Origin of the sequence: Metabacillus lacus (genome assembly GCF_009674805.1) — a bacterium.
Lineage (GTDB): Bacteria > Bacillota > Bacilli > Bacillales > Bacillaceae > Metabacillus_C > Metabacillus_C lacus.
On record NZ_WKKI01000023.1, the window covers coordinates 41,750 to 58,202 of the forward strand.

The following is a 16,453-nucleotide window of genomic DNA, read 5'->3' on the forward strand; positions in this document are numbered from 1 at the left end:
CTGATTTCATGATTTATAATTCTTAGTATTGTTTTTTGAAGTGGAGGCTTTATGGTGAAAGAAAAAGATACAAGAACAGTACTAAATCGCTATTTTAAACTTGAAGAGCGGGGAACCAATATAAAAACGGAGTTTCTTGCTGCTATCACAACCTTTCTGACCGTCAGTTATATTATCCTCGTAAACCCGATCATCCTTTCAGAGGCTGGCATTCCAAAAGAAGCTGCTCTTGCTGCTACTATTCTTGCCATTGCAGTCAGCAGCATAATAATGGGACTTTGGGCTAATTTGCCGATTGTGGTTGGGCCAGGCATGGGATTGAATGCCTTCTTTACCTATACAGTTGTACTTGGGCAGGGACTTAGCTGGGAAACAGCGCTAGGGGCAGTATTTATTTCAGGATTTGTTTTTTTCATTCTTTCAATAACCGGAGTAAGCTCAATGGTTGTTGATGCCATACCTAAAACACTGAAAGCATCGATTACTGCGGGCATCGGTTTGTTTATTGCTTTTGTTGGATTGAGAAATGGAGGCATTATTGTTTCAGATCCCTCTACATTTGTTACTTTAGGGAATATCGCTGACACCGGGACGCTCCTGGCTATAGGCGGGCTTATTGTGGCAGCAGCCCTTACAGTATTGAATGTTAGAGGAGCGCTGATCATCAGCATTCTCTCCGTAACGGGCATTTCCATGCTGATTGGATATTCTCCGTTTCCGACCGGTTTTGAGCAGGTATTCAGTTTGAACATACCAACAATTCAACTTACCTTTGCTGAGATGGATCTGAGAGCAGCCATTGCATATGGCATTTTTTCTGTCATATTTTCGTTCACCATTGTAGAGCTGTTTGATACTCTGGCAACCTTAATTGGTTTAACAAAAAAGGCGAATCTTACCGGGGAAGACGGCAAAGTTCCGCATATGAAAAGGGCTCTAACGACTGGGGCTTTAGGAACGATGATCAGCGCCTTGTTCGGAAGCACAGCTATGAATACGTATATCGAAAACGCAACTGGAATTGCAGAAGGCGGGAGAACAGGATTAAAGGCGATTTTCGCAGCTTTATTATTTTTGCTGACATTGTTTATTGCACCGTTTATTCAATTTATTCCTGATGCAGCCACGGCTCCTGTTCTAATTTTGATTGGTGCATTTATGATGACTGAACTGAAGGAAATCAATTTTGGTAACTTAACAGAGCTTCTTCCTGCGTTTCTTACCATCATTATGATGCCTCTAACCTTCAGTATTGCTGAAGGAGTGGCTTTTGGATTTATTTCATATACAATACTGAAGCTGCTTACACGGCAGACAAAAGACCTGCATTGGTTGATGTACATCATTGCAGGTGCATTTATCTTGAATTTTTATATGATGGCCCATTAATAAAAAAGGATCTTATGGTCCTTTTTTTCTTATTGTAGCAGTCAAAAGAGAGGAATAATCAAATCTAGTATGAAATTGAGCAGCTAAAATGAATTTCTCATACAGTAGATAACTTTCTCTTTTGTTAAGGCTGGTGTAAACTATATCCGGAGAAGTGAATGCAGCTGCAAAACTTCTCATGCTCTTAGTCACATTTTAGCAGTATGTCGTGCTGATGACTAAAATATTGGGAACAAACAATAAGATAGAGGGATGTTACATGATATTAATCATTGCGGAAAAGCCTGATCAAGGCAAAACGCTTAGCTCACCATTTAAAAATTCTAAAAAAGACGGATATATAGAAATTGAGCCCAATCATCTTTTTCCAGAAGGAGCATATTGTACCTGGGCCATTGGACATCTCACTTCCCTGTCTGCTCCAGAAGCCTATCACCCTCAATGGAAAAAGTGGACTCTTGCCAGTTTGCCGATACTTCCAGAAAAATTTCAATACGAAGTGACTAAGTCAAAATACAAGCAATTTCAAGTGATCAAAACATTGTTAAAAAAACCTGAGGTTACCCAGATTATTCATGCAGGCGATGCCGGAAGAGAAGGGGAATTAATTATCCGGAATATTATCCAGCTTTCAGGTGTTCGGAAGCCAATGAAAAGGCTGTGGATTTCTTCTCTAACGCCAAAAGCAATACTACAGGGATTTCAAAATCTGAAGAGGGATGAAGATACACTTCATCTTTATTATGAGGCGTATTCACGTGCTTGCGCAGACTGGCTTGTTGGAATGAACGCCTCCCGTGTCTACAGCATCCTGTTGAAGCAGCAGGGGATGAATGATGTATTTTCTGCAGGACGTGTGCAAACTCCTACTCTAGCCCTTATAGTCAACAGAGAAAATGAGATAGATAACTTCAAAGCTGAAACTTTTTGGGAAGTTCTTGCCCATTTCGATATGGATGGAAAGGTGTACAGCGGAAAATGGTCTCAAAACGGTGAGTCTCGAATTAAAGATGCTGAGCTGGCTGAAAAAATAGCTGCGTTCTGCAGAAATAAACATGCCCAGGTAAAGCATATTGAAAAGGAACGAAAAGAATATCAGCCGCCACTGCTGTTTAATCTTTCTTCACTTCAGGCTGCTGCCAACCAGGCATTTAAATATTCTCCAAAAAAGACACTGGATATTGCCCAATCACTATATCAAAAGGGTATCATCTCTTACCCACGATCTGATTCAAATTATGTCGGCAAAGGAGAAGCAGAAGCTTTTCCGGCCATTTTAAAAAAATTGTCTGCTTTTAATGCATACAGTGATTTGCTGCCCGCGCCTAATTCGATCTTACATAACAGGCGTTTTGTTAATGAAAGCAAAGTTACTGATCACTATGCCATCATTCCAACAGAACAAGTAAGAGATCCTGAGAAACTGAATAGTGACGAGAATAAAATTTATGACATGATTATTAGAAGGCTGATCAGTGCCCATTATGAATCTGCTATCTTTGATTACTCTACTTTAACAACAATCGTGGAACAAAGGGCTGAGTTTATCACAAAAGGAAAGCAGCAAATACGCGAAGGGTGGCGGAAAGTCATCTACATAAATAAAGAAGACGATGATGTGCTGCTTCCTGCAGTTGCTGAAAAAGATGAGGGCTATGTCAGCGGCGTGCAAACTAAAGAAGGGAAAACTCAGCCCCCTAAACGTTATACAGAAGGCCAGCTGATTACATTAATGAAAACTGCCGGAAAACATCTTGATAATGAAGAACTGGAAAAAGTGCTGAGTAAAACGGAGGGACTTGGGACGGAAGCAACACGTGCAGGAATCATTACTATGCTGAAGGACCGCAAATATATTCAAGTTGTAAAAAATACAGTCTATCCTACTGATAAAGGCAAGGTGCTTATAAAAGCAATCGGCAGTCAGATATTATCTTCGCCGGAGATGACTGCAAAGTGGGAGCAGAGACTGGCAGAAATAGGGGAGGGAAAGGCATCACCAGCTGCTTTTATGGAACAAACGAAAAAACTTTCCGAAAAAATTGTTTCAGACGCACTCAGCCTGCAATCAAGCTGGGATTTTAAAGGCATGGATACGGAAGGCATACAGAGGACAACAACTAAGTACAGCATGGGAAAAAAAGCGGGAGCATGTGTGAAGTGCGGAGGCAGCATGGTGGACAAGGGAGATTTTTATGGCTGCAGCAATTATAAAAGCAGCAAATGCAGCTTTACGATTTCAAAGCTCCTTCTTGGAAAAAAAATCTCTCTTGCCAATGCCGGAAAATTGTTGAAGGGAGAACAGACAAACCTTATCAAAGGCTTTAAAAAAGATACTAAAACGTTTGACGCCCGTCTTCAGCTGGAAGATGGAAAACTGAAATTTATTTTTCCGAATTCTTAATATAATTTCGAGTGGCGAAATAATCTTCATAGTGTTATAGTTTAGGCAATAGCTTTGAAATGGAGAAAAAATACATGTGGAAAAATAAAAATGTGTGGATTATTTTGATTGGAGAGTTAATTGCAGGGCTGGGTCTCTGGATGGGGATCATCGGGAATTTGGAATTTATGCAGCAATATGTCCCTTCCGATTTCTTTAAGTCACTGATTTTATTTGCTGGACTTTTAGCCGGGGTGATGGCGGGACCGCTTGCAGGAAGATTAATAGATTCACATTCTAAAAAGAAAATTCTTATCTATTCAGGAATTGGAAGAGTGCTTGCTGTCGGATTTATGTTTATGGCCATTCATTTTGAATCAATCCTGTACATGGTGCTTTTTATGGTGGGAATTCAGGTGGCAGCTGCGTTTTACTTTCCTGCACTTCAAGCTGTTATTCCGCTGATTGTGAAGGATGAAGAGCTGATTCAGATGAATGGAATTCACATGAATGTTGCAACTCTCTCTCGAATTATCGGGACAGCCCTAGCCGGAGCGTTGCTTGTAGTTGTCAGTATCCAATACTTGTATGCTGCATCTGTTTTAGCGTACCTGCTTTTGCTTTACACCACCTTTCTGCTGGATTTTAAGGAAGAGAAACGCGAGGGAGGCAAGGGATCTAAAAGCGGCAGTTTTAAAGAAGTACTGCCTGTCCTTAAAGAAACTCCAATTGCACTAACAGCTCTTGTACTATCAATTATTCCACTATTGTTTATCGGTGGCTTCAATTTAATGGTAATCAATATCAGTGAACTGCAGGACTCCACATCTATCAAGGGGCTTCTCTATACTGTTGAGGGAGTATCCTTTATGATTGGTGCATTTTTTGTTAAAAAAATCACTAACCTTTTTCAGCCTGTGAAACTGATGTTTATATTTACCTTTTTGATATCACTTGCTCATTTGTCCCTGTATTTCTCAGATATTCAGGCACTATCACTGATTTCCTTTGGGGTGTTCGGACTGGGCGTCGGTTGTTTCTTTCCTATTGCCTCTACTATTTTCCAAACCAAGATTGCTAAAGAGTATCATGGTCGCTTTTTCTCTTTCAGAAACATGTTCGATAGGATATTTTTCCAAATTGTCTTATTAGGAACCGGTTTATTTCTTGATACAATAGGTTTGAAGCATATGGTGCTGATCTTTGGAGCTTTATCGATGATCCTTGTCCTTGTTTATGGCTATAGACATTTTGGGGACAAGGCGGATATTGATTATAACAAAGCTGTGAGCAAATAAAGCATCTTTTGCTAAACACACCCAGGGAAACACGGGTGTGTTTTTGTTTTATCCCTATTATAAGAAACAGAAATAACTGTGAAGAAGGGCAAAAAGAAAGAGTTGGGCAAAAATTTTGTAAGTTTTTAAAGAAATAGGTAGTCTGCTGTCTGTAATTCTATTAAAATAAAAACAAGGTTATATTAGGGAGGGAAGAAATGGCTAAAAAAATCATGGGCTTGTCTGCTACAGCTATTGTAGGTTCTGCTCTTTTTGCTACAGCTGCTCTTGCAGATGAAGTGGAAGTAAAAAAGGGAGATTCATTGTGGAAGCTCTCACAGGAATACAATACAACAGTGCAAGCAATAAAACAGGTAAATCATTTATCGGGTGACACAATTTTTGCCGGGCAGGTTCTTCAGATTCCAGGCGGTTCCAGGGTAACAGCTCAGCCGGCAACTGTATCGCCAGCATCATCAGCAGGCGCATCTGCTGAAAAGGTATATACTGTACAAGCAGGAGATTCACTTTGGCTTATTGCAAGAAATAATGGTACCTCAGTGAATGATATTAAGAGTTTAAACCAATTATCCGGCGATATGATTTTGATTGGCCAAAAACTTAAATTAAGTTCAGTGCAGCAGCCGCCTGCAAGCTCCAATGCTCCACAGGCGCCAGTACCGCAACCTCTTCAAAATACAGCGCCAGTTCAAAATACCGGCCAGTCTCAAACTACATATACAGTAAAACTTGGAGATTCACTATGGAGCATCGCAAACGGTAATGGAATAACTATATCAGAATTAAAACTGGTGAATAACTTAAAAAGTGATGTCATTTATCCTGGGCAAGTGTTAACAATTACAGGAGGCACTGTGAAAAACATATCAACATCACCTTCAACAGCGCCGGTTACTTCACCTCCACCTGTCAATAGTGCTGTAAGCAGTAAAGTGGACATAATGGTAGCGGAAGCCACTTCTTTAATAGGCGTTCCTTATCGCTGGGCGGGAAATACACCAGCAGGATTTGATTGCAGCGGTTTTGTTTATTACATTATGAATAAAGTTACTTCTATATCAAGACTAAGCGCAGCAGGCTATCACAGCGTAATGAGTTCTGTCTCAGAACCAGCAAGGGGAGATTTTGTCTTCTTTACTACTTATCAGGCAGGCCCGTCACATATGGGTCTTTATTTAGGGAATGGAGAATTTATCCATGCCAGCGGCTCAGCCGGTATTACCATTTCTAGTTTGAATAACTCCTATTGGAAACAAAGATACCTTGGTGCAAAAAGGTATTTTTAACAAAAAAAAGAGCCAGTTGGCTCTTTTTTTTGTTTACTGGTAAGCTTCATGCTTAAAGAGATGTGTCAGCTTATGCCATGGCTCTATTTCTGCTGTTTTTCGAAGCTATTCCAAGTTGGAGCAGCAGACCTGCTATCAGCATGGAGACGAGAAGGGAGGAGCCTCCATAACTCACGAATGGAAGTGTGATCCCCGTTATAGGTAGCATTCCGCTGACAGCACCCAAATTCACTATCGCCTGAATGGTCAGCTGAAAAGTCAAACCTATGGTAAGTAATTTTTGGAAAGGATCTTTAAGAGAAAGTGTGATGATCATTCCTCTCCATAGTATCAAGGCGAAGAAAATGATGACGGCCAAAATACCAATCATTCCAAGTTCTTCAGCTATAACAGCCATAATAAAATCCGTGTGGGCTTCAGGCAGGTAGCCGTATTTTTGATAGCTCATTCCAAGCCCCTTTCCGGTCAATCCCCCGGAATGGATTGCAAAATACGAGTTGATCAGCTGATAGCCGCTTCCTTGCGGATCATCAAAAGGATCCAAAAACGACACGACACGGCGAATCCGGTACTCTTCAGAAAATGCAAATAGAACAATTGTCGCCCCAACAGCACTGCCCAACAGTAATAAATGCTTTAATTTCGCTCCTGAACAAAACAGCATCAGGGAACATACCAGCAAAATACTTGTGGCAGTTCCAAGATCAGGCTGCAGCAAAATCAGGCAAAAAACGAAAAAGAGCAGTACCAGCGGAGGCATAATTCCTTTTAAAAACTGATCGATATACTTCTGTTTCTTTGCATACACACTTGCAAAGTAAAATATCATTGTTACTTTTGCAATTTCCGAAGGCTGAAATAGCAGCGGGCCAATGCCAATCCATCTTGTTGAGTAATTTCGTTCCACCCCCAGTCCTGGAATCAATACCAGGAGCAAAAGAAAAATGGTCACAAGCACCAGAATTTTATCAAATCTTTTAAATAGTTTAATAGGAAAAATCAGCCCAAAGAGAAAGGGGACGATTCCAATGATAAGCCATAGGAGCTGCCTGTGAAAAAAGTGATGCGGATTATCAAAATACTGTACAGAAATATAGGTGCTGGAACTGTAAACCATTAGTATTCCAAGCATTGCAAGACCCGCAAAGGAACTCAACAGTATCAGATCTATTGATTTCACCCAATGTATTAATCTGTTCTTCAATCCAGAATTCATGATTCATCAGCCTCAAACATATATTTTCTAGTTCTGAATTTAACATTCATGACGATACCAAGCGCAATCATATTTGTCAAAAGTGCACTTCCTCCGTAACTGATGAAAGGAAGGGCAAGACCTGTAATTGGCATTAATCCAATTGTCATTCCTACATTCTGGAAAATTTGGAAAGCCAGCAGGCCGATCACACCTCCAACCAAATATGTTCCGAATAAAGAATGAGATTCTATTGCGATAATCACCATGCGGTAAATCAGGATAAAGTAGATACTAAGCAGTAATGCAGAACCAAAAAAGCCGAATTCCTCTCCAATTACAGAGAAGATAAAATCCGTATGTACCTCAGGAATTCTTCCGCTTTGAGTCTGTATACCCTGATTTAATCCTGCACCTGTCAGCTGTCCTGATCCAATGCCGCTCAGCGCCTGTGTCAGCTGATAGCCATATGAGGATGCATATTCATGGGGACTGAGCCAGCCATAAATTCTTTCCAGCTGATGCGGTTTAATTACTTTGCTGAACAGATCAAAATAGTACTGATGCAGAAAGATTAAGAGCCCCAGAAGAAAACTGCCGAGAATGGCAAGCAGACCAATCATTTTAAAAGATACACCGGAAATCACAATGATAGTAGCCATAATTGCCAGAACAACCAAAGCAGTCCCAAGATCAGGCTGCTGCAGAATGAACATAAAAGGAAGCAATGATACAATGCCAACTTTTAACACTACCGGAATACTTTGCTGAAAGCTGTAGCTTTTAAACACACCTGAACTATGTTTTGACACCAAAACTGCGAGCAAAACAAGCAGGAAAATCTTCATAAATTCAGAGGGCTGAATCAGTATGCTGCCAAACTGCAGCCATCTTTGGGAACCATTTCTGGTTACACCAAACAGATGGACTAGAATTATTAACAGCAGGCCGGCAATATACATCGGCCATGCAAGATGTTCCAGAATGTCATAGTCAAAAAACATAATAGCTGCAATCAGAAGGGACCCAATAGCAAACCAGATCAGCTGTCTTTTTAAATAATAGTACGGATCTCCTGACTCATATTGGCCTGAGCCGCTATACACAGCAACCAGGCTGAAAATTACCAGCAAAATAAAGGAAAACATCATTATCCAATCAAAACGTTCTTGTCTCTCAATCAACCTTCTCACCAAATTTCGAGTTCTCTAGACCTTCATCATACTAAAAAAAGAAAAGCCCCAACATGGAGTTCACAATATTGTCACACGAAGATCTTTAAATATCAACTAATAAACTTAGAGCCTTCTCACAACACATTGAACTATATAGATACGAACAATTTAATGTTTTTTGACTTAGGATGACATGGATATTTCAGTTTTTTGCGTCTTACAGTGAATAACTGAAGTGATTTGCTGAAAGACTGTATTTCTAAAAGTAATGACATATCAAAACAGCCTTTTATTTTGGCTGCAACCTTTTTTCTAGTATAATTTAAAATGGATGACACATATAGAGAGGATTACAAAATGAATAAACTATCACTACAGCTTCCTCAGGAAGTATTAAATATAATAAACGCGAGAAAAAAACAATACAGCCCCGAAGATGCGGCTCTAATCGGCGAGAAAGGTTTCACGCCGGCTGACACTCATATTCTTTTCGATGCAGTTGTGGCGCTTGCTCTTGGTAAAAACGTATTATTAAAAGGTCCGACCGGATCAGGAAAAACGAAGCTTGCTGAACTTCTATCGAATTTGTTCTCTCAGCCTATGCACAGTATCAACTGCTCTGTTGACCTGGATGCTGAAGCTCTTCTTGGCTACAAAACACTAGAGCATCAGAACGGAGCAGCAGCTATTGCTTTTGTTCCTGGGCCAGTTGTAAAGGCGATGCAGAAGGGGCACTTGCTTTATATAGATGAAATCAATATGGCAAAACCGGAAACCCTTCCTGTATTAAATGGTGTTTTGGATTATCGTAAAACCATTACCAATCCTTTCACAGGAGATGTTGTGAAAGCAGCTGACGGATTTGGTGTGATTGCTGCAATAAATGAGGGTTATGTAGGGACTGTTCCTTTGAATGAAGCGTTAAAGAACAGGTTTGTGGTCATTGATGTTCCTTATATTCAAGGTGAACAGCTGAAAAGTGTACTAACTGCACAATCAAGTCTTTCTGAGGATAAAACAGTCAGTTCATTTGTAGCCTTTTCCGCAGATTTGCTTGCAGCAGTGCAAAATGGGCAAATTTCTGAAGAGGCGGCATCTATCAGAGCGCTGCTGGACACTTGTGATCTCTCGCAGTATCTCCCTCCGTTAAGGGCAATAGAGAGAGGAATCGTGGACAAACTCGAAGATGAAAGGGAAAAAGCAGCTATTAGAAATATAGCTGAAACCCTTTTTGAATGAGGAAACTCTATGAAGTATATTAAATTTAACGATTCTCAGATCGATTCTTTCCTCTTTATGCAGCTTGCCGATTTAACGAAAACACTTGCAAGAAATGAAGAAGCTCAAGTTGAGTATGGCGTTCATTCTTACTATAATCCGCTTGAGAATAAAGTGTATCTCAGCCACTTTTGGAATCACCGCCCATACGAGGATATGGTAGCAGGCTTGAAAAGCGATGCCTATATAAGAACTGCGGGTTATCTCTATCATACTGATTACCTTGTAGTAAAAAAATTCATGGACACTTCCAGCAGGTTGTCTTTTCCATCCTTTGGCAGGCAGCTTTTTGCCATGCTGGAAGATCTCCGGCTGGAAGATGTATGCAAGGAGAAGCGGCCTGGAACAAAAAAGGCATTCAGCAGGCGGAGGACAATGCTGCGCACCCACTTTAAAACACAGCAGAAGTTGAATGTTGAAAGAGGTATTTTTACAGATGCTCTACTGTGTTCCTTCTATTTAAAAGCAACAGCGGAAACACCTTTGGATGATGTTCCGCCAATTCATCCACTATTTGACCTCGCCATGCCCTTTCTGACAAGTGAGCTATTGAAAGTGTTTGAAGCTGTTGATACAGCAGACACTGCAAAGATTAGCGGTGTTATGATGGATGTCTTGGAAGAGCTTTTGGAGAGAGATATGCTGAATACGTATTTTTACATGCCGGATCTTCAATATGAAGAGATGGAAAGCCATCTGGCCTTTGATGATCTGAAAAGAAAGTCAAAGCTGTCCAACGACGATAAGCTTGATAAACAGCAGGATGAAAATGATGATGTGCATGAAGATAAACTGCCGACGTGGCACAGTGAAACCAGCAAAGCGACCCAAAGTTTTTTGCAGTTCGATTTGGAGCAAGGTTCAAAAACTGAGATGCTTGGCGACGGGGCCAGGGAAGGCGATGACCATGACCAGGCGCTTGGAACGGTTCAAGGCTCTTCTCGAAGTACCACCAAAAACGATTACTCCAACCTTGAGGCTCTGGAAGCAAAACAGGAACAAAGCAATCCCGGAAACAATGATCTGTTTGGAAAAGAAAACAAACATGCTCTACCGGTTTTCACAGGCTCAAGGGCACCTGATTCTGATGAAATCACCTTATATAAAAAATATCAGAGTGAAGTAGCTCCACTGCAGAAAAAACTGAAACAGATGATACAAAGGATGCTGGAGCATAAAAAGATCCTGCCTAGAAGCGATCTTCATGTCGGGAGGCTGGGTAAAAAACTGTTGAAAGCTGTTACGGATGAAAATCCCAGATTGTTTTACAAAAAAAATCAGCCATCTTCCCAAATTGATGCAGTCTTTACTTTGCTCGTAGACTGTTCTGCCTCTATGTACGATAAAATGGACGAAACTAAGCTTGGCATCACCCTTTTTCATGAAGCATTAAAGTCAGTGAGAGTTCCGCATCAAGTTGTCGGTTTCTGGGAAGACACAAATGAAGCGTCCCCTGATTATCAGCCGAATCACTTTTATACAGCAGTAGACTTTCAGTCATCGCTTAAAATGAAGACAGGACCTGAAATCTTGCAGCTCCAACCTCAGGAAGATAATAGAGACGGCTATGCAATCAGGCATATGACAAAACAGCTGTTAGCCAGAACAGAGGAGCAAAAGTTTCTGCTTGTATTCTCAGACGGTGAACCTGCTGCAATGAATTATGAACAAAATGGAATCGTAGATACACATGAAGCAGTTGTAGAAGCACGTAAAAACGGAATAGAAGTTATCAATGTGTTTTTGTCGAATGGGGAAATAGAAGAGTCACAACAGAAAACAATTCAAAATATTTATGGAAAGTACAGCATTCTCGTTCCCGAAGTGGACAGGCTTGCAGACATCTTGTTTCCTTTGCTGAAAAAATTACTGCGAAAAAGTATTGAGTAAGAGGTCCTTTGAGGGACCTCTTATTTACTAATCGTAAGGATGCTATGGTAAATATGGATACGTAAGCTTTTTTTTAAAAGGAAAAGAGAAACTACCTCAAAATAACTGTAAATTTTTTATTTTTCAATATTATTTGTATTTTTCTATTAATACTTATTGGAAAGACAGTACAAACAATGGTAAAATGTCTTTGGAAGCGTTTTATAACTTTATGAAACGCTGTACATGCAAGGGAAAATATTTTGGAATAATATACTGTATAGACAACTGGTGTTGATCACGTATAGTGGGGGTAATGTTCATGTCTCAAAATATAGTAAAACAAAAGGTTACTTGGGAAGATTTTCACGGTCCTAACCTTGGTTATGTGCTGGAACTTTATGATGCATATCTGCAGGATCCATCACTGATCGACCAGGACTTAAAAGAAATGTTCGACCAGCTGGATTCTCCTCCAACAGAAGCTGTCCAGCAGGAGAGTGCTTCCGGAACTTCCGGAGCTGATGCGACGGATGAACAAATCAGGAAAATTGCTTCTGCAGTTAAATTGGCAGACGATATCCGGACATATGGCCATCTTAATTCATCTGTAAATCCTCTTGATAATCATGAAGAGAAGAAAGAGTTTCTCCGCCTGGAAGACTACGGTCTGGAAGAAGGGGACTTGAGAAAGATTCCTGTCTCTGTCCTGTGTCCGGAAGCGCCGGAAACTGTGAAAAACGGTATGGAAGCAATCCGTTATTTAAAAGAGGTTTATAAAAAATCTATCGCATTCGAGTTTCACCATGTGCATAACTTTAAAGAAAAAAACTGGCTCAGGAAGATAGTTGAGTCAGGCGAAATTTTCAGAACGCATACACCTGAGAAAAAATTGGGGCTTCTTAAGAGACTAACAGAAGTAGAAGGCTTTGAAAAATACTTACATAAAACCTTTGTAGGGCAGAAACGATTTTCAATTGAAGGATTGGACATGCTTGTACCAATGCTTGATGAGCTGATTTCAGGCTCAGTAGAAGCTGGTACAAAAACCGTCAATATTGGAATGGCACACCGCGGCCGTTTAAATGTGCTCGCACATGTACTCGGCAAACCCTATGAAATTATCTTTTCAGAGTTTCAGCATGCCCCTAACAAAGATTTGGTGCCTTCAGAGGGCTCGACGGGCATTAACTACGGCTGGAGCGGAGACGTAAAGTACCATCTCGGTGCCGACAGACAGATTACAGACGCAAACACAACAAGGGCTCGCCTGACACTTGCAAACAATCCGAGCCATTTGGAATACGTCGATCCAATTGTCGTCGGCTATACACGTGCAGCCCAGGAAGACAGGACTGTTCAGGGCTTCCCTAAACAGGACGCACTGGCATCTCTCGGAATAATTATTCACGGCGACGCGGCATTCCCTGGAGAAGGAATTGTGGCAGAGACGCTGAATCTGGGCGGCTTGACAGGCTATCAAACCGGCGGAACAGTGCACATTATCGCGAACAACATGATCGGATTTACTACTGAGAGCCGTGATTCCAGATCAACAAGATACTCAAGTGATCTTGCTAAAGGCTATGAAATACCGATTGTCCACGTGAATGCGGATGATCCAGAGGCATGTCTTGCTGCTGTATATATGGCTGTAGAGTACCGCAAAGAGTTTAAAAGAGACTTTTTAATAGATTTGATCGGCTACAGAAGGTTTGGCCATAATGAGATGGATGAACCCAGCACTACACAGCCTCAACTATATGAAAAGGTCAGAAAACACGATACAGTTAAAACACTTTATTCAAAATTATTAATGGATGAAGGCACCCTGTCAGAAGAAAAATCCAGCAATATTGAGAGTGAAGTACTGGAGATGTTCGAAACTGCCTATAAGAAAGTTCCTGATAAAAAGACTTTCGTTACAAGTGATATTCACCTTCCGGAAACAATCAGCAAGGGATTTCCGGAAATAGATACAACAGTTGATATTGACAGGCTGCGTTCCATTAACCGGCAGCTTGTGGATTGGCCTCAAGGGTACAATGTATTTGGCAAGCTTAAAAAGATTCTTGAAAAAAGAGCAGGTGTTTTTGAAGAAGACCAGAAAGCTGAATGGGCACTTGCTGAAGCGCTGGCTTTTGGCTCCATCCTTCAGGATGGCACGCCTATCAGACTGACAGGACAGGACTCAGAGCGCGGAACATTCGCACAAAGAAATCTGGTTCTGCATGACAGCGCTAACGGAGTTTCCCTGCTGCCTCTTCACCAGATCTCTGATGCAAAAGCTTCTTTTGCGGTTCATAACAGCCCGCTTTCAGAAGGATCAGTTATCGGATTTGAATACGGCTATAACGTTTTTGCTCCTGAAACACTGGTTCTTTGGGAAGCACAATACGGCGACTTTGCAAATGTGGCACAGGTTTTCTTTGATCAGTTTATATCTGCCGGACGTGCAAAATGGGGGCAAAAGTCAGGTCTGGTTATCCTGCTTCCGCACGGTTATGAAGGGCAGGGACCTGAACACTCAAGCGGCAGGATGGAGAGGTACCTTCAGCTTGCAGCTGAAAACAACTGGACTGTTGCAAACTTAACAAGCGCTTCACAATATTTCCATATTTTAAGAAGACAGGCCAAAATTTTAAAAATGGAAGAAGTAAGACCGTTGATTATCATGACGCCTAAGAGTCTGCTCCGGAATCCTAACACTGTATCGGACGCACAAGAACTCAGCAAGGGCTCCTTTAAGCCTGTGATTGAACAGCATGGTGTTGGAGGAACTCCTGAAAAAGTGAAGAGACTTGTTCTTTGCAGCGGTAAAATCGGCATTGATCTCGGGGACAGAGTAAGACAGAAAGACGATTTTGAAAATCTTCATATTATTCGGGTTGAGGAGATATATCCTTTCCCTAAAAAAGAAATATCATCTATTATTAGCAGATTCCCGAATTTATCCGAGATTGTCTGGGTGCAGGAAGAGCCTCAAAACATGGGGGCATGGACTTTTGTTGATCCTCACCTGCGCGGCCTTGCATCAGAGGGAACAGCAGTGACATATATTGGGAGAGATAGAAGATCCAGTACAGCTGAGGGAGATCCGAATGTTCATAAAAAAGAACAGGACCGAATTCTTACAGAAGCATTAAGCGTGGAAAACTAAGGGGGATAGAATCATGGCTGAAATTAAAGTACCAGAATTAGCAGAATCTATATCAGAAGGAACAATAGCCCAGTGGCTTAAACAGCCCGGTGATTTTGTTGAACAGGGAGAGTATCTGCTTGAGCTTGAAACGGATAAAGTAAATGTTGAACTGACTGCAGAGCAATCAGGTGTATTAAAAGAAGTTCTGAAAGACAGCGGTGATACCGTTCAAGTGGGAGAAGTCATCGGAACGATTGATGAAGGCGGACAAACTGCTGCCACTGCTGCAAACGAAACAAAAACGGAAGAAACTGCGATTCCGGAAAAAACTGCAGGCGAGCCTTCCTTAAAACAAGAGGAGCTTGTTAGTGAAAAAGCAGAAAAAGCAGAAAAAGGTTCACGTCCAATTGCTTCCCCGGCTGCGCGCAAACTTGCAAGAGAAAAAGGAATTGATTTGAGCCAGGTTCCTTCAGCTGATCCGCTTGGAAGACTGCGCCAGCATGATGTTGCAAACTTTTCAGGTGCTTCTTCAAGCCCTGCAGAACCACAGCAGCAAGCTGCAAAACCAAAGCAGCAGGCAGCACCTGCACAGGCTGATCCTGCCAAACCTGTTGAAAGGGTAAAAATGTCCCGCCGCAGGCAGACAATTGCTAACAGGCTGGTAGAAGTACAGCAAACAGCAGCTATGCTGACAACCTTCAATGAGGTTGACATGACTGCAGTAATGGATGTTCGTAAGAGAAGAAAAGACTCATTCTTTAAACAAAATGAAGTGCGGCTGGGCTTTATGTCCTTCTTTACAAAAGCTGTCGTAGCTGCTCTTAAGAAATACCCGCTGCTTAATGCAGAAATACAGGGCAATGAGCTTGTCATTAAAAAATTCTATGATATTGGAATAGCTGTGTCAGCTCCTGAAGGGCTCGTTGTACCGGTCGTACGTGATGCAGATCGTCTTTCTTTCGCAGGTATTGAAGGGGAAATTACAAACCTTGCAGAGAAAGCTCGTGATAATAAGCTGAGTATTGGTGAGCTTCAGGGCGGAACTTTTACAATTACAAACGGAGGGGTATTTGGTTCTCTCCTTTCAACTCCAATACTGAACGGGCCGCAAGTTGGTATTCTCGGAATGCATAAAATCCAGCTTCGACCAGTGGCAATTGATGCTGAACGATCTGAAAACAGGCCAATGATGTATATCGCACTTTCTTATGACCACAGAATTGTTGATGGAAAAGAAGCTGTAAGCTTTCTTGCTACAGTTAAAGAGCTGTTGGAAGATCCTGAGCGATTATTGCTGGAAGGATAAACAGCTGAATCAGCCTTTATCGTCAGCAGAGGCAGGCGTTTGCCTGCCTCTTTTTTATGTGCGCCCGGCATGGGTGCAGTCTATAGGGTGCAAGTCCCGAGCCATGAAGGCGGTAGTAGTGGTTAGCTTAAC

General features: G+C 41.4%; 10 protein-coding genes. 8 read left to right on the forward strand and 2 right to left on the reverse strand.

What is annotated here, in order from left to right:
• Positions 1-51 precede the first annotated feature (51 nt).
• The 4 genes from GJU40_RS12430 to GJU40_RS12445 all read left to right on the forward strand — a co-directional run bounded on the left by GJU40_RS12430 (position 52) and on the right by GJU40_RS12445 (position 6,356).
• On the forward strand, positions 52-1,389 hold the full coding sequence (locus tag GJU40_RS12430) for an NCS2 family permease (RefSeq protein ID WP_154308077.1): 1,338 nt from the start codon (positions 52-54) through the stop codon (positions 1,387-1,389).
• Between the two features lie 259 nt (positions 1,390-1,648).
• The gene (locus GJU40_RS12435) at positions 1,649-3,793 is read left to right on the forward strand and encodes a DNA topoisomerase III (protein ID WP_154308078.1); all 2,145 of its coding nucleotides are present in this window, start codon (positions 1,649-1,651) and stop codon (positions 3,791-3,793) included.
• Between the two features lie 74 nt (positions 3,794-3,867).
• Positions 3,868-5,070 (forward strand): MFS transporter, encoded by a 1,203-nt coding sequence (locus GJU40_RS12440; protein ID WP_154308079.1) that lies wholly within the window; start codon positions 3,868-3,870, stop codon positions 5,068-5,070.
• Positions 5,071-5,267: 197 nt separating this feature from the next.
• Complete coding sequence (locus GJU40_RS12445; RefSeq protein ID WP_154308081.1) at positions 5,268-6,356, forward strand: C40 family peptidase; 1,089 nt, start codon at positions 5,268-5,270, stop codon at positions 6,354-6,356.
• Positions 6,357-6,426: 70 nt separating this feature from the next.
• On the opposite strand, the gene ftsW is transcribed toward GJU40_RS12445, so the two are convergent.
• Together ftsW and rodA are read right to left on the reverse strand one after the other, a co-directional pair.
• Positions 6,427-7,572, reverse strand: coding sequence for a putative lipid II flippase FtsW (ftsW, locus tag GJU40_RS12450; RefSeq protein WP_154308083.1), 1,146 nt, complete (start codon positions 7,570-7,572; stop codon positions 6,427-6,429).
• Positions 7,569-8,732 (reverse strand): rod shape-determining protein RodA, encoded by a 1,164-nt coding sequence (rodA, locus tag GJU40_RS12455; RefSeq protein ID WP_343031541.1) that lies wholly within the window; start codon positions 8,730-8,732, stop codon positions 7,569-7,571. The genes ftsW and rodA overlap by 4 nt, the downstream gene beginning before the upstream one ends.
• A 351-nt stretch (positions 8,733-9,083) precedes the next feature.
• On the opposite strand from rodA, the gene GJU40_RS12460 reads away from it, so the two are divergent.
• The 4 genes from GJU40_RS12460 to odhB all read left to right on the forward strand — a co-directional run bounded on the left by GJU40_RS12460 (position 9,084) and on the right by odhB (position 16,321).
• Positions 9,084-9,965 (forward strand): ATP-binding protein, encoded by an 882-nt coding sequence (locus GJU40_RS12460; RefSeq protein WP_154308085.1) that lies wholly within the window; start codon positions 9,084-9,086, stop codon positions 9,963-9,965.
• A 9-nt stretch (positions 9,966-9,974) separates the two neighbouring features.
• Entirely contained in the window at positions 9,975-11,894 is a 1,920-nt protein-coding gene (locus GJU40_RS12465) for a vWA domain-containing protein (protein ID WP_154308087.1), read from the forward strand.
• A gap of 301 nt (positions 11,895-12,195) precedes the next feature.
• Positions 12,196-15,033 (forward strand): 2-oxoglutarate dehydrogenase E1 component, encoded by a 2,838-nt coding sequence (gene sucA / locus GJU40_RS12470; RefSeq protein WP_154308089.1) that lies wholly within the window; start codon positions 12,196-12,198, stop codon positions 15,031-15,033.
• 13 nt (positions 15,034-15,046) lie between these two features.
• The gene (gene odhB / locus GJU40_RS12475; RefSeq protein WP_154308091.1) at positions 15,047-16,321 is read left to right on the forward strand and encodes a 2-oxoglutarate dehydrogenase complex dihydrolipoyllysine-residue succinyltransferase; all 1,275 of its coding nucleotides are present in this window, start codon (positions 15,047-15,049) and stop codon (positions 16,319-16,321) included.
• Positions 16,322-16,453: the final 132 nt, after the last annotated feature.